Annotated in this window: 21 protein-coding genes and 2 riboswitches; of the genes, 13 read left to right on the top strand and 8 right to left on the bottom strand. The window is 65.6% G+C overall.

Translation table 11 applies throughout. The annotated features are described in order from the left end of the window. From AC1D14_RS21985 to AC1D14_RS21975, 3 genes are all read right to left on the bottom strand, one after another. The coding region (locus AC1D14_RS21985) for a phage holin family protein (RefSeq protein WP_476969178.1) at positions 1 to 273 on the bottom strand (273 nt) is incomplete at its 3' end. Then, positions 270 to 1,070, bottom strand: a complete 801-nt coding sequence (locus tag AC1D14_RS21980; protein WP_476969177.1) for a hypothetical protein — start codon at positions 1,068 to 1,070, stop codon at positions 270 to 272. The genes AC1D14_RS21980 and AC1D14_RS21985, both read right to left, overlap by 4 nt. 312 nt (positions 1,071 to 1,382) lie before the next feature. Continuing rightward, a complete protein-coding gene (locus AC1D14_RS21975) occupies positions 1,383 to 2,096 on the bottom strand; it encodes a GAF and ANTAR domain-containing protein (protein ID WP_230121134.1) in 714 nt (237 codons plus the stop codon). Positions 2,097 to 2,601: 505 nt separating this feature from the next. Here AC1D14_RS21975 and AC1D14_RS21970 point away from each other — a divergent pair. Then, entirely contained in the window at positions 2,602 to 3,186 is a 585-nt protein-coding gene (locus tag AC1D14_RS21970) for an ArsR/SmtB family transcription factor (protein WP_476876776.1), read from the top strand. Positions 3,187 to 3,489: 303 nt separating this feature from the next. Here the strand turns inward: AC1D14_RS21970 and AC1D14_RS21965 are convergent, their stop codons facing one another. Continuing rightward, positions 3,490 to 3,945 (bottom strand): hypothetical protein, encoded by a 456-nt coding sequence (locus tag AC1D14_RS21965; RefSeq protein WP_476876775.1) that lies wholly within the window; start codon positions 3,943 to 3,945, stop codon positions 3,490 to 3,492. A 220-nt stretch (positions 3,946 to 4,165) separates the two neighbouring features. Here AC1D14_RS21965 and AC1D14_RS21960 point away from each other — a divergent pair, with 220 nt between their 5' ends. From AC1D14_RS21960 to AC1D14_RS21950, 3 genes are all read left to right on the top strand, one after another. Next, positions 4,166 to 5,491: a polysaccharide lyase domain-containing protein gene (locus AC1D14_RS21960; protein ID WP_230121144.1), complete on the top strand. Its 1,326-nt coding sequence runs from the start codon at positions 4,166 to 4,168 to the stop codon at positions 5,489 to 5,491. A 216-nt stretch (positions 5,492 to 5,707) separates the two neighbouring features. Next, entirely contained in the window at positions 5,708 to 6,442 is a 735-nt protein-coding gene (locus AC1D14_RS21955; RefSeq protein ID WP_476969176.1) for an NAD(P)/FAD-dependent oxidoreductase, read from the top strand. A 4-nt stretch (positions 6,443 to 6,446) separates the two neighbouring features. Then, positions 6,447 to 7,034 carry a Rieske 2Fe-2S domain-containing protein gene (locus tag AC1D14_RS21950; RefSeq protein WP_476969175.1) on the top strand — a complete coding sequence of 196 codons (588 nt, stop codon included), beginning with the start codon at positions 6,447 to 6,449 and terminating at the stop codon, positions 7,032 to 7,034. A 313-nt stretch (positions 7,035 to 7,347) separates the two neighbouring features. Here the strand turns inward: AC1D14_RS21950 and AC1D14_RS21945 are convergent, their stop codons facing one another. Then, a complete protein-coding gene (locus tag AC1D14_RS21945) occupies positions 7,348 to 7,545 on the bottom strand; it encodes a helix-hairpin-helix domain-containing protein (protein ID WP_230121146.1) in 198 nt (65 codons plus the stop codon). Positions 7,546 to 7,553: 8 nt separating this feature from the next. Then, entirely contained in the window at positions 7,554 to 8,393 is an 840-nt protein-coding gene (locus AC1D14_RS21940) for an SDR family oxidoreductase (RefSeq protein WP_476969174.1), read from the bottom strand. A gap of 172 nt (positions 8,394 to 8,565) precedes the next feature. Between AC1D14_RS21940 and AC1D14_RS21935 the strand changes: the two genes are divergently transcribed. From AC1D14_RS21935 to AC1D14_RS21925, 3 genes are all read left to right on the top strand, one after another. After that, positions 8,566 to 9,351, top strand: a complete 786-nt coding sequence (locus tag AC1D14_RS21935) for an SDR family oxidoreductase (protein WP_476969173.1) — start codon at positions 8,566 to 8,568, stop codon at positions 9,349 to 9,351. A 70-nt stretch (positions 9,352 to 9,421) separates the two neighbouring features. Beyond that, positions 9,422 to 10,459 carry an alcohol dehydrogenase catalytic domain-containing protein gene (locus AC1D14_RS21930; RefSeq protein WP_476876770.1) on the top strand — a complete coding sequence of 346 codons (1,038 nt, stop codon included), beginning with the start codon at positions 9,422 to 9,424 and terminating at the stop codon, positions 10,457 to 10,459. A gap of 43 nt (positions 10,460 to 10,502) precedes the next feature. Beyond that, a complete protein-coding gene (locus AC1D14_RS21925; protein WP_476969172.1) occupies positions 10,503 to 11,333 on the top strand; it encodes an oxidoreductase in 831 nt (276 codons plus the stop codon). A gap of 38 nt (positions 11,334 to 11,371) precedes the next feature. Here AC1D14_RS21925 and AC1D14_RS21920 read toward each other — a convergent pair whose 3' ends face one another. After that, positions 11,372 to 11,764, bottom strand: a complete 393-nt coding sequence (locus tag AC1D14_RS21920; protein WP_230121157.1) for a DUF6221 family protein — start codon at positions 11,762 to 11,764, stop codon at positions 11,372 to 11,374. Positions 11,765 to 11,815: 51 nt separating this feature from the next. Next, positions 11,816 to 12,817 (bottom strand): arsenate reductase/protein-tyrosine-phosphatase family protein, encoded by a 1,002-nt coding sequence (locus tag AC1D14_RS21915; protein ID WP_476969171.1) that lies wholly within the window; start codon positions 12,815 to 12,817, stop codon positions 11,816 to 11,818. 170 nt (positions 12,818 to 12,987) lie between these two features. Here AC1D14_RS21915 and AC1D14_RS21910 point away from each other — a divergent pair, with 170 nt between their 5' ends. The 6 genes from AC1D14_RS21910 to AC1D14_RS21885 all read left to right on the top strand — a co-directional run. Continuing rightward, positions 12,988 to 13,773 (top strand): alpha/beta fold hydrolase, encoded by a 786-nt coding sequence (locus AC1D14_RS21910; protein WP_476969170.1) that lies wholly within the window; start codon positions 12,988 to 12,990, stop codon positions 13,771 to 13,773. Positions 13,774 to 13,959: 186 nt separating this feature from the next. Further along, positions 13,960 to 14,057: riboswitch (glycine riboswitch) on the top strand. A gap of 1 nt (position 14,058) precedes the next feature. Further along, positions 14,059 to 14,164: riboswitch (glycine riboswitch) on the top strand. Positions 14,165 to 14,216: 52 nt separating this feature from the next. Continuing rightward, the gene (gene gcvP, locus AC1D14_RS21905) at positions 14,217 to 17,069 is read left to right on the top strand and encodes an aminomethyl-transferring glycine dehydrogenase (RefSeq protein WP_476876767.1); all 2,853 of its coding nucleotides are present in this window, start codon (positions 14,217 to 14,219) and stop codon (positions 17,067 to 17,069) included. Positions 17,070 to 17,078: 9 nt separating this feature from the next. Beyond that, positions 17,079 to 18,200: a glycine cleavage system aminomethyltransferase GcvT gene (gcvT, locus tag AC1D14_RS21900; protein WP_476969169.1), complete on the top strand. Its 1,122-nt coding sequence runs from the start codon at positions 17,079 to 17,081 to the stop codon at positions 18,198 to 18,200. Positions 18,201 to 18,472: 272 nt separating this feature from the next. After that, positions 18,473 to 18,856, top strand: coding sequence for a glycine cleavage system protein GcvH (gene gcvH / locus AC1D14_RS21895; RefSeq protein ID WP_230121167.1), 384 nt, complete (start codon positions 18,473 to 18,475; stop codon positions 18,854 to 18,856). Further along, complete coding sequence (gene glyA / locus AC1D14_RS21890) at positions 18,853 to 20,181, top strand: serine hydroxymethyltransferase (protein WP_290369801.1); 1,329 nt, start codon at positions 18,853 to 18,855, stop codon at positions 20,179 to 20,181. The genes gcvH and glyA overlap by 4 nt, the downstream gene beginning before the upstream one ends. A gap of 321 nt (positions 20,182 to 20,502) precedes the next feature. Then, the coding region (locus AC1D14_RS21885; protein WP_476969168.1) for a serine dehydratase beta chain at positions 20,503 to 20,750 on the top strand (248 nt) is incomplete at its 3' end.

Genomic DNA, 20,750 nt, shown 5'->3' with positions numbered 1-20,750 from the left:
GCCGAGGCCCATCAGTTCACCGAGGGCGTACCAGAGGGCGATGGACAGGAACAGGAGCACGAAGTGCCCGGCCACGCCGGCGCCGGCGAGCATGCCGCCGCCCTTGCCGGCCCGGGTGCCGGACTGCTTCAGTTCGGCCTTGGCGAGTTCTATTTCCTGCCTGATCAGGGTGGACAGGTCCCGGGTGACTTCACCCAGGAGATCTCCCAGGGACGTCGAATCCGCCTTGGCATGCGCGGCAGTGGGAGGTGTATCGGGTATCTGGCTGCTCACAGGGGACGACCTCCACCCTCTACGTACGGGTCATCAGGATCGCGCAGGGGAACCCCTGCCGCACCTTGGCCTTCGAAGCCCGGCCGGGCAGGTTCGCCATACACCGTTTCTGCGTAGGTTGTCGGTGTTGCCCGCGGCGCGTCATACAAGGGTGCGCCCGGCGCTGCCGCGAGGCTGTCCGTCACCGGCGGCTGCACGGGGTGCGGCGGCACGGTGCCTGTTGTGGTCCCCGCTGCCGTTCCTGTTGCGGGAGCGCCGGCCTGCAGGCTGCGGCCGAGGCGTCCGGCCAGAAGGCCCGCGCCCGCGGCGAGGAGGAGGAAGGTGCCCGGGCGTCGGCGGGCGAAGGACTTGGCCTCGTCCACCAGCGAGCCTGGGTCCCGGTTGTCGAGCCAGGACGCCACGGATTCTGAGCGCTCTGCGGCCTGCCGGATGAGGTCCGAGGTCACGCCCTGCTGGTCCGGCGCATCGGCCATGGTTCGCAGCTGGGAGGAGATAGTGCGGATGCCTTCGGCGGCCTTCTGCTGCTGGGTGCCGGCCTGGCTGGTCAGATCGGACTTCGCCTGATGCAGAAGATCGCGGGCGCTGTTCTTAGCTTCGTACGCGACATTGGCAACCTCGGCCTTGGCCGTCTCCGCCACGTTCTGGGCGGCACCGGCAGCCTGTCCGGCCACCTGCGCGGCCTCTTCCTTCGCCACCTCTGTCTTACCGGAGGCACCGCCCTGCGCGCCGGCAGTGCCCGCGCCCGTGGTGCCTAGGCCAGTTGTGCCCGGTCCGGTGCCATATGGGTTCTCGGTCATCATTGCTCTCTTTCCTTTAAGGGGTTAGCTGCTGTTGATGAACCAGCACGCCTGAATAGTAAGCATGGTTACCATCAAATAGTAAGTACACTTCCTATATAGATTGCAAATTTTCGGTACAGACCTCCGGAAGGCTGTCTACCGTGGTTGGATTCATCATCGCCGGGGCTCTCGGTTCTGATAACCCCACTTCCCACCGGGACCTCTGCCGGCCGCCCCTGGTTTGCCGTCACGTGCAGGTCCTATCGGACCCCGGGACTTGGGGGCCGCGGATAGCCGGGACCAGCAACGACGCGATAATGGCCGGCGGTCCTAAAACCGCGCGCCGGCGACGATTTCCCGGGAGAGCTGGTGCAGCGGTTCGTGCCGCTTTCGGGAAGTTGTGATGAGGGCGGCGAGGGCCTGATCCCGGCTCAGGCGGAAGCGCTCCATGAGGATGCCGGTAGCTGTCCTCACCGCGTCGCGGTCTCCCAGTGCCCGGATGAGCCCATCACTCAAGCGCTGCGCCGAGTCACGTGCCTGGGCGTTGGCAAGCATCAGGGCAGCTGGGCGGGTCAGCAGCTCGATCACTCGTACGGCTCGGGAATCGAACCCGCCTGGGATGGGGGAGTATACCTTCATCGCCCCGATTGCCCCGTCGGGAGTTGACAGCGGGGAGCTGATGACTGAGCGCAATGGCAAATGGGCGATGGCCCGGGTCCAGGCGGGCCAGCGCGTTTCCGTGCGGGTGTCCTCGACAGTAATAGTTGACTGCTGGGCCCAGGCGGTAAGGCAGGGCCCCTGTCCGAGGTCATACTGCAATTGGTCCGCGTCCAGCACCACCGGATCTGTGGAGGCCGTGCTTGTACGCCGGCCCCGGGCATCCATCAGGGTGATGCCGGCGCCGGCGGTTCCGGGGATTGCTTCTACGAGGGCCTGGGCGAGGGCCTGGACGGCTTGCTTCACGGTGTCGTGAGTCAGCAGCAGGTCCGCGATCCGGGCGGTGAGGGCGGCGAGCTCGTCCGCAAGGGGCAGGTCGGCGTCCATCAGAGGTTCCGACTGGGTATTGCGGACGCCCGAACGCGGGCAGGCCTGCGATGCCGTCCCCGTCTCAGGAGCAGGACCCCGGGCCGGGCGACGATGGCTGGTAAGGCGGGCACAGGTGCGATCCTTTCTTAGGTCCGCGGTAGCCGCGCCGTGGGGCGTATGCCGTGCTGGACGGGTGCCCGGTTGACGGCGGTTTTGTTGAGATCACTCTTGAGTCGAGGGGGCCAACGCCCCGGTTAGCCGACGGGCTGAGGCTGTGCCGTCAGACGGCGCAGGGCAAGGTGCCCGCCTCGCGGGCGGGCCTAGTTCTCCACCACAATTATATTCAACGTGAACCGCCCACGCGAGAGTTGGCAGTTGCCGCCCGGCGAACTGCGCCGGCTGCGGTTTCTGCCGCCCCCGCAGGGGCGCGCCCTTGGACTGACCACGGCGTCCGGCGCCCGGCAAGATGCTCAGGGAGGATAATCGGCTTAAGAGCATGTATGCCTGCCAGTAAGGAGCCGTGATGGTAGGACAGGCGCAGGCAGCGGGTGCGCTCGCGGCTGCTGAGGCCGAGTTGTTCAAGGCGCTGGCCCATCCCGCCCGAGCCCGGGTGTTGGGCGTGCTTGCCTCCGGCCCGGCCTCGGTGCCCGACTTGTGCGCGGCCACGGGATTGAAGCCGTCGCATCTGGCCGGCCACCTTACCCAGCTCCGTGCCCAGCACCTGGTGACCGGGAAGCGTTCGGGCGGGCGGCTGCTGTACGGCTTGTCCTTTCCCGAGGTCGCCCGGTTGCTTTCAGCGGCCGAGTCGGTGTTGTCAGCGCGTGCGGCTGCCGAGGCGGATGGGCTGGCCGGCATCAGTGCCCCGGAGGCCGCTGGACAAGACGCAGAAAACGCAGACATCGGTGCCCTGGTGGAGGAGTTCGTTCCGGTCCTGGAGCAGTCCTTGGAAAGGCGTGCCCTGGTGGCAGAGGCTGTGGAATCCGTCAGACTACGGACAGGCCGTAGCTCCGAGGCGGCCCTTGCCATGCTTATGACTGACGCCCGCGAACGGGGCCGGACGCTCGCTCAGGTTGCCAGTGACGCCCTTACCACCGAAGGAACAGAGTGACTGCTGCTCTTGACGATGTGCCCAGCACGCGACAGACTCATTATTGAGGAATTGATCAATTCATTGTTCTTTCAATTCCTCTCCATTGGGGGCCTTCTGCTCGTCAGCGCGCAAAGGGGCCGGACTATCGCGGGGCATTGGGATCACATTGCGATCCGTGCCAGAGGGGCCGCGAAACAGACGGATGGGGGCAGGAACAGTGCTGTTCCTGCCCCTTTCCGGCTGTTCCGTGTCACAGATCGTGCCCACTGCTGCGGGCGGCCCATTGCTTTTCAGCCCGAGGAGCGCCCCATCTTCCGGCGTTCACCTATACAGCCAACGTATCCACACAGCCAACGCGTCGGCTTCGCCTTTGGCGGGACCGTTCCATTCGCCGCCCACCTCCAACCTGGCGGGTGTGCTGTGCGCTGCCAAACCGGCCAACACCGCATTGATGCCCTGCACTTCAGTATCGGAGGAGATGCGGACGTCGATCTTCGCCGTCGCGGATCCGGCCTTGACGATACGCTGGCTGCCGCCGGGCACGAACCCCACATTCAAGGGGTGGCATCTAAGGTATTTCCAATGTTTCTGCAGGGCAGAAGGGACAGGCTGGCTTTGCCTGAGACCTAAACCCAGGCCTGTCTCTTTTGTCCGCCAATCAAAGGCGATTGCGTGCCGTCCGTCATGGCGGGTGGGTAGAACCCAATAGCGACTTCTTGAAGGGGAGAAGCCTTGATAAAGGAATTCAACGCGCTTCGTTGTTCCCTTGAGCGGCATTACTCGCTGCATTCCATACCGCCAGCCCAAACCCGGGCGCCAGGCGGGGAACTCATTTCAACCGAAAACGGCCGGCTTCCCGGTTGATCAACGCCTACGTTTTAGAGTCTCGCCGTCCACTTCCTGATGTCCTCACACGCACCGGCCCGCTCAGAGGGCTCCCCACGGCCTCGTTGACGACGCCGAGCCGAGCCCGGGCCCAAAATCCATTAGGTGACACATGAAAGCCAAGCCTCTGCACGCAACGATACTCATCCCCTTCCTTCTGGCCGGTGGAATGATGGCTGGCGCCGCCTCGCCGGCATCCGCCGCCGGAACAACCTACTTCGTCAGTGCAGTCGGCAGCGACAGCAACACAGGCACATCCGCAACGACCCCCTGGAAGTCCCTCACCAAAGTCAGCCAGGCCGTCCTTAAGCCCGGAGACACAGTCAGCTTTCGGCGCGGCGACACCTTTACGGGAGGCGTCGTAACCGCCCAAAGCGGCACGTCGACAGCGCCGATCACGCTGAACAGCTACGGCACCGGTAACCAGCCGATAGTAACCGGAGGAAAATCCGGGAACTGTTTCCGCATCAACGGCAATTTCACTATTGTGGAAGGTCTGCGCGCGGTTTCCTGCGGCTATGCCGGCTTCAGCGTCGTCGGTGACAACGACACTGTGCGGAATTCCAGCGCGTCCAGCAACGCAGCAGGTCTGAAGGTGAGCACTGGCTCTGATTTCGGCACGTACACAGGAAATGCCCTGACGAACAACAACATCATGAACGTCAACACGCGCGGCACGAACTGCGGAACTTCACAGGCGGTTAATTGCAGCGACGATTCCGGTGCCTTTGGCATATTGATCAACGGCAATGACAATGAGGTCTCCGGCAATACCGTTTCCGGTTCCGCGGCTGCATCCTTCGACTTCAAGCTCGACGGCGGGGCCATCGAAATCTTCAACGGCAACCGTAACAACATCCACCACAACACCGCCGTGGACAACAACGCGTTCTCCGAACTTGGACGGTCATCCGCTGGAACCGCGGACAACAACACCTACCGCTACAACCTGGTTCGTTCCACGTGCGGCACCAACTGCGCACAGGCGAAAGGCTTCATCGGCCGAGGGGCCACCACGTCGTTCGGACCGACCAACGGCACTGTCTTCGAGCACAACACCGTCTACCTGACCGGCCCGGACTCCCAGGCCATGGTGTGCCACGCCTCCTGCCCGGCCACCACCGTGATCCGGGGCAACATCCTGGTCGGCGTCAAGAACTCGCTGTGGATCAACGGCTCGGGCTGGACCGAACGCCAGAATGTTTTCAACGGACCCCGGAACTTCACACCGAACAGCACTTCCACGACGGCGCCGGCAGGCTTTGTCAACGCCCCCACGGACCTGCATCTGACGGCCACCAGCCCCGCCATCGACCGCGCCGGCGTGGGCAGCTCACTGACAGACCTCGACGGTGCTCCGGTGGCCCAGAACGGGGACTGCCGAGGAACCGCAGACGCTGACTCAGGCGCCTACGAATACGACTCACCCAACTGCTGACCAGCCTGATCGGAAAGGGCTGCCGGAGTTTCGGGAGGACCCCAGGCCAGACCAAGGGTCCTCCCGATACGCAAGGTATGCGAATGCCGAGGGTAGTCCAGCGGGCTGAAATTTGTCGTCATATCTGGGCCTTCAGTAAGGCGGGAAATGTGTCTAGGCTGTGACCACCAGAGCCAGGACAGGTCTGACCTCGCGTGACGGACAGGGAGTGCATCGATGCTTTCACTTTGGCTGGACCGGGCCCGTTCCTTTACATCTGATCCTTTCGTTCCCAATGCAGAATACGACGCCGTTGTTGTCGGCGCGGGCATCACCGGTCTGGCAACCGCGGTGTTGCTGGCAAGGTCGGGAATGAAAGTAGCAGTCCTCGAAGCAAGAACAGTCGGGGCAGGAACGACAGGCAACACCACGGCCAAACTGACCCTGCTCCAGGGCACCATCCTGTCGGGACTGCGCCGTCAATACTCCCAAGAGATGGTCAACGCGTACGTCGACGCCAACAGGGAAGGGCAGGGATGGCTGCTGCGCCACCTGGACGACAACGAAGTCCCCTACAAGCGCCGCGACGCCTACACCTATGCCATGACCGCCGAAGGCGACGAAAAGGTGCGGTCCGAGCTTGCAGCGGGTCAGGCAGCCGGCCTCGACGTAGAGGAAACAGGCGACACCGGACTTCCCTTCAGCACGCGCCGGGCGATCCGCCTGCCCGGCCAGGCCCAATTCAACCCCATGGACGTATTGGAGAGCCTGTGCGTCGATCTCCGGGCCCACGGGGGCGTCCTCAGCGAAGGAGTGCGGGTCCGGGACGTCGCTGGCGGGAGCCACCGGATCGTGAGGACCAACGCGGGCGCCATCCGCACCAAACTGGTGGTGCTGGCTACGGGGATTCCCATCCTGGACCGGGGCCTGTATTTTCGGCAGGGAGCCCTCACCCCAGGCCCGTCTGGATGAGCTCTTGGACTGGGGAAAACGCCACTTTCCGGGCGCCGACGTAACCCACACGTGGTCGGGGGAGGACTACCAGGCGACCAACCTCATGCCCTTCTTCGGCAAACTGCCCCGCGGCGGCGGGAAAATCTACTTCGCCACCGGCTACAACAAATGGGGCATGAACAACAGCATCGCCGCCTCCCTGGCTATCAGCGCAGAGATTCTCGGCGGCCAGCTCCCTTGGGCCGACACCCTCCACCACAGGAAAACCTCACCGGCTGGAGCTGCCGCCGCCATCAGCTTGAACGCCGACGTCGCTAAGACTCTGGCGGACAGCTGGGCCAAGCTGAGGACCGCAAAACCCGACACAAATAACACGGTCCCGGACGAGGGCTCCGGCACCATCCTCCGGCACGACCGCAAACCCGTGGCCGTGTCCACGGTCAACGGGAAGACCTGCCGTCTCTCAGCTGTCTGCACCCATTTGGGCGGGATCGTCAGCTGGAACGACGCGGAGAAGACCTGGGACTGCCCGCTGCACGGTTCCCGCTTCGCCGCCGACGGCCAGGTCCTGCAGGGACCCACAACCAAGGACCTCCCCGCCGCCCAATAGGCCTCGGTACCTCATCCTTGGGGCTTTAATGTGTGAGCGGTTCGAACGCTTCCGGCCGCTTATGCGCCAAAACGCAAGCGGACGACGGCGGGAGGTCCCGCCGTCGTCGGCTCTTCCGGTTCGCTAGTTGGCGTCCCGCGGGTTCTCTGCGCTGCGCCGCAGTGTAGATGTCCGCAGTGTAGATGTCCGGACTGGCAGGACTATGCGGGCGGCCTGGACGGGGTCCAGGCCGGTGACGAGGGTGCCTCAAGGCGCTCAATCCGATGGGACTCCTGACTGGGAATGGCCTTCCGCCAGAGTCTGGAGTGGCGTTTTACTTCAGTGCGAGGCCGTGCTCGTCCAGCGCATCCTCGATGATCCGGAGCGCCTTCGGACCCACGCCATGAAGTTTGGACAGTTCCGCCCGGGCGACACCGGCGAGACTTTGCAGCGATGTGAAACCTGCCCCGGTTAGGGCACGCGTGGCCGGCGCCCCGATCTTGGGAAGAGCGTCGAGCGGTGACGTTGTCATGGTTGCGCTCAGCTCTCGGTCTTCTGCGGGGCGAGTTCGCCGTAGAAGTAGGATGCTGTCACTCCGCCGTCCATGAGGAAGTCGCTGCCGGTGATGAACGCGCCGTCCTGGCCCATGAGGAGAGCGCCCACCGTGCCGACCTCGTCCGGAGTGCCGCCGCGCCCTGCCGGGGACAACCCGATCATGCGGCGGTATCCCTCGCCTCGGGGGCCGGTCAGTTCATCTTTGGCCAGCGGGGTGAAGATGATGCCGGGGCTGATCGTGTTGATCCGCGCGCCGCGTTTGCCCCATCGGACGGCCTCGGCCATCACGCGGAGCGAGTTGCCGCGCTTGGCCAGCTGGTAAGCGTGAAGGGAGTCTGTGACTTGGTCCGGCTGAAGCATCGGGAGCGCCAACAGTTCGTCGGCCGGCGTGGTCGCGAGAGCTGTATTTTCCTCGGGAGTCAGGGCACCCAGGCGGTGCCCTGACTGCGAAGCGATGACCACGCCGGCGCCGCCGGGGGCGATGACGTTCCCGAATTCCTCAAGCAGCACGGCAGTCCCGTACAGGTCCACGGCCAGGATGGTCGCCGGCGACGCTTGGCTGGGAGAGACACCCGCGGCGTGTATGACGCCGGTGACGTCGCCCAACGCCGTGGCCGCCTCGACGAGGGTATGAATGGACTGGCGCGAGGACACGTCGACAGTCATTGTGCTGACCTCGAAACCGGCGTTGCTCAGCACCTCGGCCGCCGCGTCGGCGTTGCCCTGATTCAGGTCCGCCAACACAACCTGCTTGCCCGCGCTGACGCGCCGGGCGATTGCCTGGCCGATCGAGCCGGCTCCGATGACAACAATGACGTCGCCCATGATGGTCTCCTGTTCCTTGGTACTTCATCCACCCTAGAAGCCTTCAACCAGGGACGGGAGGCACTGTGAGTACCTGTATCAACAGTCCCTTCCACCTTGGGATCGTGTCCTGTTGTATGGATGTGAACCTCAGCGAGCCCTTTCCTGGGCCGCCAACAACCTAGGAGCAACAATGACCACTCGCCCCAGCACCGTGCTGGTAGTCGGCGCGACCGGCAGCATCGGCCGGCTCGTCGTCGAGGAAGCGATCCGGCAGGGGCACACCACCCGGGCCCTGGTGCGCAACCCTGACAAGGCCCGGCGGCTGCCCAAGGAAGCGGAGGTCGTCGTCGGGGACGTTACCCGGCCCGAGACGCTGGCCGGCGCCGTGGAGGGGGTCGACGCCGTCGTCTTCACCCTCGGCTCGGACGGCGCCGGCAAGGTCGGTGCCGAGACTGTGGACTACGGCGGGGTACGCAACGTTCTGGCAGCCCTGGGCAATCGGACAGTCCGGTTAGCCCTAATGACCTCTATCGGCGTCACCAACCGCACCGGAGCCTACAACCGGTCCACCGAGGCCCACGACTGGAAGCGGCGTTCCGAACGGCTCGTCCGTGCCACCGGCCTGCCGTACACGATCGTGCGGCCTGGCTGGTTCGACTACAACGGGCCCGACGAACACCGGCTCGTCCTGCTCCAGGGCGACACCCGTCAGGCCGGGGACTCCAGCGACGGCGTCATTGCCCGGCGCCAGATTGCCCAGGTCCTGGTCCGCAGCCTCAACTCACCGGGCGCGGAGCGCAAAACCTTCGAGCTCGTTGCAACCGCTGGCACCGCGCCCGCGGACTTCGAGGCCCTGTTCGCCCCCCTCGCAGCGGATCCCGCCGGCGGACTCGACGGCGTGCACGATCAGCCGAACATGCCGCTGGACGGCGAGCAGCAACACGTGCGTGAGGAGCTGCGCGTACTCACGCGCTGACGCCCTGCCCCCTGGCGGTCCCAGCACCGCCCGCCCCAGCTCCGATTCTGGAGAAACGAAAGGAAACACAATGCGAGCAACCATCATGTACGCAGCCGGAGACGTGCGCGTGGAGAACGTGCCCGACCCCGTGATCCAGGATCCGACCGACGCGATCGTGCGCATCGTGAATTCGTGTATCTGCGGATCGGACCTGCATCCCTACCACGGCATGCCTGCCTCCGAGCAGGGTAGCCCGATGGGGCACGAGTTCATCGGCGTCGTCGAGGAGACGGGCAGGGACGTGTCCAGGCTGAAGAAGGGCGACTTCGTCATCGCCCCGTTCGCCTGGTCCGACGGGACCTGCGATTTCTGCCGCGAGGGCCTGCAGACCTCCTGCCGCCACGGCGGGTTCTGGGCCGCCGGCGGCATCGGCGGCGCCCAGGCCGAAGCCATCCGCGTCCCGTTCGCTGACGGCACGCTGGTCAAGGCACCGGTCGACGAGGATTCCGCGCTGCTGCCCTCCCTGCTGACCCTCTCCGATGTGTACGGCACCGGCTACCACGCCGCCATTAAGGCCGGAGTGAACGAGCGGACAACCGTCACGGTCATCGGTGACGGCGCTGTCGGCCTGATGGCGGTGCTGTCGGCCAAGCAACTGGGTGCCGAGCAGATTATTCTGATGGGCCGGCACAAGGCCCGCACCGACCTGGGCATCGAATACGGGGCCACCGACGTCGTCGCCGAGCGCGGCGAGGAAGGCATTGCCAGGGTCCGTGAGCTAGCCGGTGGCGACGGCACCCATACGGTGCTCGAGTGCGTAGGACACCGGCCGGCGTACGACCAGGCACTCGGCGTGATCCGTCCGGGCGGTGTCATCAGCCGCGTCGGCGTGCCGCAGTACGAGGATGCCCCGATCGGATTCGGCAGCATGTTCGGCCCGAACGTCACCCTCACCGGCGGCCCGGCCCCCGTCCGCGCCTACATTGAAGCCCTGCTGCCCGGTGTCCTCGACGGCACCGTGAACCCTGGCAAGGTCTTCGACCGCAGCATCAGCCTCGACGACGTGCCCGACGGCTACCGCGCCATGGACAACCGCGAATCCCTCAAGGTCCTCGTCCGCCCCTAGCGCACGTCGCCCCCACTGCTATCCCCCACGAAAGGAAGACCTCATGGCTACATGGCTCATCACAGGATGCTCGACCGGACTCGGCCGGGCTGTCGCTCAGGCAGTGCTCGCCCACGGCGACAACGCGGTCGTCACAGCACGGAACGTCACCACGGTTGACGATCTCGCGGCCGCCTTCCCCGACACGGCACTGGCCCTGCCCCTCGACGTCACCGACCGGGCACAGATCAGCTCGGTGGTGCAGCAGGCCCGGACGCGCTTCGGGGGCATCGACGTGCTCATTAACAATGCCGGCTACGGCTACCGCGCCGCGGTGGAGGAAGCGGACGACGCCGACATTCGGCAACTGTTCGACACTAACGTTTTCGGCGCAGTGGACATGATCAAAGCGGTCCTCCCGGACATGCGCGCGAAAAGGGCTGGGTCCATCCTGAACATCTCCTCCATCGGAGCGCGCATCTCACCGGCCGGCTCCGGATACTACTCGGCAACAAAGTGGGCCCTGGAGGGCCTGTCCGGATCCCTGCACAAGGAACTGCAGCCGCTGGGCATCAAGGTTACCGTCATCGAGCCCGGCGCGTTCCGCACGGACTTCGCCGGCCGCTCACTCACGCAGTCAGCGACGGCGATCGAGGACTACGCAGAGACGGCCGGGAAACGGCGCAAGGAGAACGACACGATCCACGGCACCCAGCCGGGCGACCCAGCCAAGGCGGCAGAAGCGATCCTGGCGGTCGTCAACAGTGCGAACCCGCCGTCGCTGATAGTGCTCGGCAAAGACGCTTTCGACGCATTTGCCGCCGTAGCCCAGGCAGAGCGCGCCGAGCTTGACCAATGGCGGGACCTCAGCCTCAGCACAGGCGTCGAGGGCTGAGGTACGGGCTGCGGCGGGTCAGCTACGTAAACCGCAGCTCAGAGTTCGATGGCCCAGCCTTCTTGGTAGTCACGGTGGTCTCTGTAGGGGGCTGCCATACACATCAGGACGTATTCGCTGGTGCCGTCGACTTCGCTGCGGATGTCGGTGACGAGCGGGACGTTGGCCAGCATCTGTCGTTTCGCGGCGCATTCAGCGAGGATGCGGCCGGGGTTGAACCATGCGATGTAGACCCGGTCTGTGGCTTTGCATTCGAGGTGACCGGGTGCGTGGTCGGCGCGAGCGTCGAGCACGATTCGTTCGTTGGCGGAGTAGAGGGCTGCGGTGTCGCTCCCGGGTCTACCAAACCATTCCCAGGGCGCAGGTGAGGCGGCCAGCGCGATGGCTTCGTCTTCGGCGATCCGGGCTTCGAGGAAGGCGATGATGTCCATGCCCCAATCCTGCCATCCTGCGGGCACCATTTCTGATGCCCATCACGCCCGTTATCCGCGGGCGGGTTGGAACAATTCGACCACGTTGCCGGACGGATCTTCCAGCAGGATCTGCTGACCGCCCGGACCCTTGACGATGTCGTTCCGGAACGCGAGGCCCGCAGCGCGAAGCCGGTCCACTTCGGCCGCGATATCGCTCACGATCAGGTGGATGCGGTTCCATCCCCCCGGGGCAGGCACCGTGCCATCCGGCATTGACCGCCCTGCCGAGCTGGTTGGCCCGCTCAGCAGGAGCCGCAGCCGGCCGCGTACGACGTCGGCGAATGCCGGTGCGGCCCTCATCCTGAGGGTGAATCCGAGGTGCTTTGTGTAGAAGTCGATTGCCGCGTCGACGTCGTCCACCACGTATCGGACGCTGACCATGTCCGTAAGGTCGCTGGGCATGTCTAGATCCTCTGAACTCGTTTGGGAGTACTCGATTGCGTAAAGCAGGAACTGGATTCGCGTGTTCAGTTCGTCCGCCGTGCGGACGAACACCGGGTAATTGTCCTGGTCGGCAGCCCCTTCGGCCGCCGGGTCGGGGATGCTCCAGTGCACCCTCGCAGGCGGCCCCGGGAAATCGGGGCATACCTCCCGTACGCGGTCGCAAAGGCTGATCACATAGTCGAACCGGTGCTCTGCGAACTCACTCAGATGCTTGGAGCGGGCGCCGCTAATGTCAATGCCGCGCTCACGCATCACGCGTACGGCGTTGGGGTGCAGGTCCTTGGGGTGACTGCCCGCACTGACGGCTTCGATTTGGGAGCCGCCGAGGCTGGCCAAGATCGCCTCGGCCATCTGGGATCGGGCGCTGTTTCCCGTACACAGGAACAACACACGAACGCGTGGCTGAACCGGCTGAAGGCCAGGACCGCCCGCGGGCGGTGTCAGCACAGCGGGAACCAGCCGTAGGCCGGGGTGAAGCGCCGCACCGGCTTCGGCGAGCCGTTCGCGATACAAAGCCAGGTTGAGGCTGCAGTACGTGTCACGTCCGTCGGCCGAGCTGCGCCGCATGGTCAATCAATATATTTTGATTGATTTGCGCCGATTTGATGCCGGCCGGTAGGCGCTATGGGGAGAGGCACCAAACGCAGGACGACGACGGTAGGACATCCCGCCGTCGTCCACTTTGCATGCGGTTCTGAGCCCTGTTCGTCGGAAGCGCCCCGGGGTTACGATGCCGTGTGACCTTCACCCACGGCTACGCGGACAACGACGGCCTTCTCATGTACTACGAGGTCCACGGCCGGGTGGTGCCCGGCCAGCCGCCGCTGCTCCTCATCCCGGGAGGCGGCTCCACCATCGGCACCAACTTCAGCGAACTCATCCCGCTGCTGGCCGAACAGCGCCAGGTGATTGCCGTTGAGGAGGAGGGCCATGGCCGCACCCAGCCGACCCGCTGCCCCCTCACCGCCGGGAACTCCGCCGGCGACATCCTCGCCGTTTTGGAGCAGCTCAACGTGGAAACCGTGGATGTGCTGGGATTCAGCGCCGGCGGCCACACCGCCATCGCGCTGGCACTAGGGCATCCCGCCGCGGTCCGGCGCCTCATCGCCGCCTCTACGTTTGTGAGCCGCGATGCCGTGCCGGACGAGTTCTGGGACGGCATGGCGAAGGCCACCCTGGACGACATGCCCGACACCTACAAGGATGCCGACCGCAGTCTCAATCCCGAACCGGGCCACCTGGAGCGACTCTTCGAACTGGACAGCCGGCGCATCCTGGACTTCGCCGGCTGGTCCGACGACGAGCTGCGCACCATCAAAGCCTCCACGCTGGTGGTGAGCGCAGACCGCGACGTTGCCACTGCCGAGCACGCCGCGAGGATTGCCAGCGTCATCCCGGGCGCCCGCCTGCTGGTCATCCCCGGTGGCCACGGCGATTACCTCGGGGAGCTGGCGGCCAGTGCCGGGGACCTCCGGACGATGCATGCCACAGTCCCGTTCCTGCTGCGGTTCCTCGACGACTGAGTCTTGTTGTAGGGGAGCGGCACCCAAAGCAAGCGGACGACGGCGGAACGTCCCGCCGTCGTCCGCTTTGCTGCCCTGCTGGCGGCTTTCTCGAGGCTGCAAAAGGACTCATTTGACGTATATTTTGCATCCAGGCCGGAGAGCAGATAATGTGTGAGCCGTGTCACCCACCAGTGGCACGGCTTATGATCTGCGGCGGGAGAGTCCTGCCGGTACGTTCAGCAGGCGCCGTAGGAGCAAATCCTCCCCAGGAATCTCTCAGGCCCACGTACCGCCGCGGCAAGGCAACTCTGGAAAGCAGTCCGGGAAACCGGGCTCACCGACGGTGCAAGTGGCGCCTGCTAACAGCAGGCAAAGCGGAAACTCTCAGGTCCAATACAGAGCGGGGAGGAACCCGAATCATCGTGGCACTCCAGTGCCACCTGAATTATGGAGTTCCTCACATGACGATCCAGTCGTCCCCGTCCACATTCGCAGACCGCCACATCGGCGCCCGCCGCCAAACAGACATCGACACCATGCTCAAGGCTGTCGGCTACGACAGCGTGGATGGCCTCGTCGACACTGCAGTCCCCGATTCCATCCGCCAGGAAAAGCCTCTCAGCCTGGACAGCGCCCTCAGCGAAGTTGAAGTGCTCGCCGGGCTGCGCAAGCTGGCTTCCAAGAACAAGACGGCCGTGCAGATGATCGGCCAGGGCTACTACGACACCGTCACGCCGCCGGTCATCCGCCGCAACATCCTCGAAGCCCCGGCCTGGTACACGGCCTACACGCCGTACCAGCCGGAAATCTCCCAGGGCCGGCTCGAGGCGCTGCTGAACTTCCAGACCATGGTCCAGGACTTGACGGCACTGCCGGTCGCCAACGCGTCCCTGCTGGACGAGGCCACCGCCGTCGCCGAAGCCGTGTTGCTGATGCGCCGCGCCAACAAGAACAAGACGGCCCGCGACGGCAAGACCGTTATCGACGCCGACTGCCTGCCGCAGACCATCGCCATCGTGCAGGGCCGCGCCGAAGCACTTGGTTTCGAGGTGGAGGTTGCCGACCTGTCCCAGGGCCTGCCCGACGGTGACATCAACGGGGTCGTACTCCAGCAGCCCGGGGTTTCCGGCCGGGTGTGGAACCAGTCCGGTGTGATTGCAGAGGCGAAGGAACGGGGCGCGCTGGTCACCGTGGCAGCCGACCTTCTGGCCCTGACGCTGATTACCCCTCCCGGTGAGCAGGGCGCCGACATCGCCGTCGGCTCCACGCAGCGACTGGGCGTCCCGCTGTTCTTCGGCGGCCCGCACGCGGCCTACATGGCGGTGCGCGAAGGCATGGAACGCACGCTGCCTGGCCGTATAGTCGGCGTCTCCAAGGACAACGCCGGCGTCCCCGCCTACCGCCTGGCCCTGCAGACGCGCGAGCAGCATATCCGCCGCGAAAAGGCCACCTCCAACATCTGCACCGCGCAGGCCCTGCTGGCCATCGTCTCCTCGATGTATGCCGTCTACCACGGCCCCGACGGCCTGAAGGCGATTGCCGAGACCGTCCACAACAACGCCAGGGCCCTCGCCGCCACGTTGAAGGTCGCTGGCCGGGAACTGGTCAGTGAATCCTTCTTCGACACCGTCACGGTCCGCGTGCCCGGCAAGGCCCGGAAGGTCATTACCGCTGCCGAGGCCCGGGGCATCAACCTGCGCTTTATCGATGCGGACACGGTTGGCGTGTCAGTCGATGAGACGACGACGGCGGAGGTCCTCTCCGCGGTGGTCGTCGCCTTTGGCGCCGGTCCGGTGGTGGCGGCCAAGGGTTTCGAACTGCCCGAGACTGTGCTGCGTTCTTCCGATTTCCTGCAGCACCCGGTGTTTAACACCCACCGCTCCGAGACCCAACTGCTGCGCTACATCCGCAAGCTCTCGGACCGGGACCTCGCCCTGGACCGCACCATGATCCCGCTGGGCTCGTGCACCATGAAGCTGAACGCCACCGCCGAGATGGAGGCCATCTCCTGGCCGGAGTTCGCCTCCATCCACCCGTTCGCCCCGGATTCCCAGACCGAAGGCTGGCGGGAACTGATCGGCGGCCTGGAAGCCGACCTCGCCGAAATCACCGGCTACGACCAGGTGTCCATCCAGCCGAACGCCGGTTCCCAGGGCGAGCTTGCGGGCCTGCTGGCAATCCGCGGCTACCACCTCTCCCGCGGCGACGACCAGCGCAACGTGTGCCTGATCCCGGCCTCGGCCCACGGCACCAACGCGGCCTCCGCCGTCCTGGCCGGAATGAAGGTTGTTGTAGTCGCCACGGCGGCCGACGGCACGATCGACCACGCCGACCTCAACGCCAAAATCGAGGCCAACAAGGACGTCCTGTCCGCGATCATGATCACCTACCCGTCCACCCACGGCGTGTACGACGCCGATGTGCGTGAGGTCTGTGACTCGGTGCATGCGGCCGGCGGCCAGGTCTACGTCGACGGCGCCAACCTCAACGCCCTCGTGGGGCTCGCCCAGCCTGGCAAGTTCGGCGGCGACGTGTCCCACCTGAACCTGCACAAGACCTTCTGCATCCCGCACGGCGGCGGCGGCCCGGGCGTCGGTCCGGTCGCTGCCAAGGCCCACCTGGCGCCGTTCATGCCGGGCGACGCCAACAAGGCCGCTCACGAGGCAGGGCATGGTGTGGCGATCTCGGCTTCGCGCTTCGGCTCGGCCGGTGTGCTGCCCATCTCCTGGGCCTACGTGAAGCTCATGGGCGGGGAGGGCCTGACTGAGGCCACCAAGTCTGCGCTGCTCGCGGCGAACTACATTGCTTCCCGCCTGAACGAGTTCTTCCCGGTGCTGTACACCGGCGAAGGCGGACTCGTGGCGCACGAGTGCATCCTGGACCTGCGAGAACTGACGGCCAGGACCGGCGTCACCGCGGAAGACGTGGCCAAGCGCCTGATCGACTACGGCTTCCACGCGCCCACCCTGGCGTTCCCCGTTGCCGGCACGCTGATGGTGGAACCCACCGAGTCCGAGGACCTCGCGGAGATCGACCGCTTCATCGACGCGATGATCACCATCCACGCCGAGATCGAACAGGTCGCCGCCGGGGACTTCACACTCGCGGACAGCCCGCTGCGCAATGCACCGCACACCGCTGCCGCCGTCATCAGCACCGACTGGGCCCGCAAGTACCCACGCGAGCAGGCTGTCTTCCCGGTCCCGACGCTGAAGCAGGACAAGTACTTCCCTCCGGTAGGCCGGATCGACGGCGCGGCAGGGGACCGCAACCTGGTCTGCTCCTGCCCACCTCTTTCCGAGTTTGAAAACTAAGGATTTCTGATGACTGAGAACTACACCGCGCTCTACGAAGAGCACAAGAAGGCCGGCGCCTCCTTCACCGACTTCGGCGGCTGGCAGATGCCCCTGAAGTACTCCTCTGAGCTGGCCGAGCACCACGCCGTGCGCAACGCTGCCGGCCTGTTCGACCTCTCCCACATGGGCGAAGTCTGGGTCACCGGCCCGGACGCCGCAGCCTTCCTGGACTACGCGCTGGCCGGCAAGCTGTCGGCGGTTGCCGTCGGCAAGGCCAAGTACTCGCTGATCTGCCAGGAAGACGGCGGCATCATCGACGACCTGATCTCCTACCGCCGCGGGGAGGAAAAGTACCTCGTGGTGCCGAACGCCGGCAACGCCGTCGTGGTCGCCGCCGCCCTGGCCGAACGGGCCGCCGGCTTCGACGTCAAGGTGGAGGACGTTTCTGCCGAGACGTCCCTGATCGCCGTCCAGGGACCGAACGCAGAAAGCATTCTGCTGGCGCTGGTCCCGGGCGAGCAGCACCCGTTCGTTACGGAGCTCAAGTACTACGCCGCCGTCGAGGTCGAAATCAACGGACAGGAACTGCTGCTGGCCCGCACCGGGTACACCGGCGAGGACGGCTTCGAGATCTACATTCCCAACGAGGACGCAGCAGGCCTGTGGGCGGCATTGCTGGAGATTGGCGCCGGGCACGGGCTCATCCCCGCCGGCCTCGCCTGCCGCGACTCCTTGCGGCTGGAAGCCGGCATGCCGCTCTACGGCAACGAGCTCTCCCGTGAAGGCAACCCTTATGCCGCAGGCCTGGGCCCGGTTGTCTCCCTCGCCAAGGAATCCGACTTCATCGGCAAGGCGGCCCTGAGCGAACTCAAGGCAGCCGGCACCGGCTCCACCACTGGCCGCAAACTGGTGGGCCTCAAGGGCCTGGGCCGCCGTGCCGGCCGCGGCCGCTACCCGGTCCTCAAGGAAGGCAACGTCATAGGCGAAGTCACCTCCGGCCAGCCCAGCCCCACCCTCGGCTACCCGGTCGCGATGGCCTACGTCGACGTCGAACACGCTGCGCCGGGCACCGCCCTGGACATCGACCTGCGCGGCAAGGCAGAGCCGTTCGAAGTCGTCGCACTGCCTTTCTACAAGCGCGAAAAGTAAGTCCCGTACCGTCGGGACCGGCATCCTCCGCGTGCTCGGTCGCGTAGACGCCCGCTGAGCGGACGTGACGCTCCCTTAGACGCACGCTTCCGGATGTCGGACCCCGACGGAGCCACCATAAAGGGCGCCTTCGAAAGCCAAGGGTGCTGGGGTTTACGGCCTGCCGCTGGTTGAGCTTGTCGAAACCGAGGCCACAGCAAGCTCGATCATTGGGGGTTGAGCTTGCCGACCCCCGCAGCCGAACCACCAGATTTCAAACGTAAGGAAAAAACATGAGCAAGGTTGTTGCTGAACTGAAGTACTCCGCAGAGCACGAATGGGTTGCTGCTGACGGGTCGGGCCCTGTGGGGATTGGTATCTCCGCCGTGGCTGCCGATGCGCTCGGCGACATTGTGTACGTGGACCTGCCCGAGGTCGGCTCGGCCGTGACCGCGGGGGAGACCTGCGGCGAGGTGGAGTCCACCAAGTCCGTCTCGGACCTTTATGCACCGGTGACGGGCGAGGTTGTCGAGATCAATGACGACGTCGTTTCGGATCCGGCGCTGATCAACAGCGATCCGTATGGTGCCGGCTGGCTGTTCAAGGTCGCCGTGACCGAAGAGGGCCCGCTCATGTCGGCCGAGGAATACGCTTCAAAGAACGGCGGCGAGCTGTGAGCGGGGCAAGCGCTGCAACGGCAACCTTCGAAGCCGTAGCGTCCGCGAGCCTGAACGCCACTCTCGCCGAACTGGATCCGGAGATCGCCGCGAAGATCGACGACGAACTGACCCGCCAGCGCACCGGTTTGGAAATGATCGCCTCGGAGAACCACACCGCCGCTGCCGTGATGCAGGCGCAGGGCTCCGTGCTGACGAACAAGTACGCCGAGGGCTACCCGGGCAAGCGCTACTACGGCGGCTGCGAGCACGTTGACGTGATCGAGCAGCTCGCCATCGACCGGGTCAAGGCCCTGTTCGGCGCCGAATACGCCAACGTCCAGCCGCACTCCGGCGCGCAGGCCAACGCCTCGGTCATGCACGCCCTGATCCGCCCGGGCGACACCATCATGGGCCTGAACCTGGCGCACGGCGGTCACCTGACCCACGGCATGAAGATCAACTTCTCCGGCCGGCTCTACAACGTGATCCCTTACCAGGTCCGCGAGGACGACCACCGGATCGACATGGCAGAGGTCGAACGCCTGGCCCAGGAGCACAAGCCGCAGCTGATCGTCGCCGGCTGGTCCGCGTACGCCCGCCAGCTGGACTTCGCCGAGTTCCGCCGGATCGCTGACTCCGTGGGGGCCTACCTGATGGTGGACATGGCGCACTTTGCCGGCCTCGTGGCCGCGGGGCTGCACCCGTCCCCGGTCCCGCACGCCCACGTCACCACCTCCACCACGCACAAGACCCTCGCCGGTCCGCGCGGCGGCATCATCCTGTCCAACGACGCCGATATCGCCAAGAAGATCAACTCCGCGGTGTTCCCGGGCCAGCAGGGCGGACCCCTGGAGCACGTCATCGCCGGCAAGGCAGTGGCGTTCAAGATCGCCGCCTCGGCCGAGTTCAGGGAACGCCAGGAGCGCGTGCTGGCCGGCGCCCGGATCCTGGCCGAGCGCCTGGTCCAGCCGGACGTCACCGCCAAGGGGATCAACGTGATCTCCGGCGGTACCGACGTGCACCTGGTCCTCGTGGACCTGCGCAACTGCGAGCTCAACGGCCAGGAAGCCGAGGACCGCCTCGCGGAAATCGACATCACGGTCAACCGCAACGCCGTCCCGTTCGACCCGCGCCCGCCGATGGTCACCTCGGGGCTGCGGATCGGCACCCCGGCGCTGGCGACCCGCGGTTTCGGCGAGGCTGCGTTCACGGAGGTAGCGGACATCATCGCCGAGGCCTTGATCGCCGACGCTGGCGCAGACCTGTCCGGACTGCGCTCCAGGGTAGAGGCACTCGCCGAAGCCCACCCGCTGTACCCGTCTGTCGCCAGCCTCGCAGGTTGATCTTGTCCGTCGCTGGTTGAGCTTGTCGAAACCAGCGTCCCCGGCTCCGGGGCTGGCGGGCCCCAGTTTTCACGCGTGCTCGCTCGTACCTCGCTTAGACGCACGCTTTCGAAAACCGCGGTCAGCCGGCCCCTCGGAGGGGCCCGTCGCCTTGGTGACGGGGCAGCGGCGACTGGCCGGGCATCCGGCAGCATGCGTCTAAGGGAGCGTCACGTCCGCACAGCGGGCGTCTTCGCGACCGAGCACGCGGAGGAATCCGGCCAGGCGCCACCCATCCCGACTACATCCCCGCCCGACCACTTACCTAGTTAGGAACCGACAATGGCTGTTGGAGTCTTTGACCTCTTCTCCATCGGAATAGGCCCGTCCAGTTCACACACGGTGGGCCCCATGCGTGCTGCCGCGGTGTTTGCCGAGGAGCTTAAGGCTTCCGGAGACCTGGACCGGGTGGCGTCGTTGCGGGTGGACCTGTACGGTTCGCTGGCGGCCACGGGCCACGGCCACGGCACCATGACCGCGATCCTGCTCGGCCTCGAAGGCCTGCTCGGCCTCGAAGGCTTCCACCCGGA

The organism is Arthrobacter sp. P1_B11 (assembly GCF_056406715.1).
The sequence above is the reverse complement of the archived record's forward strand: the minus strand, read 5'-3'. Positions and strand labels throughout refer to the sequence as shown.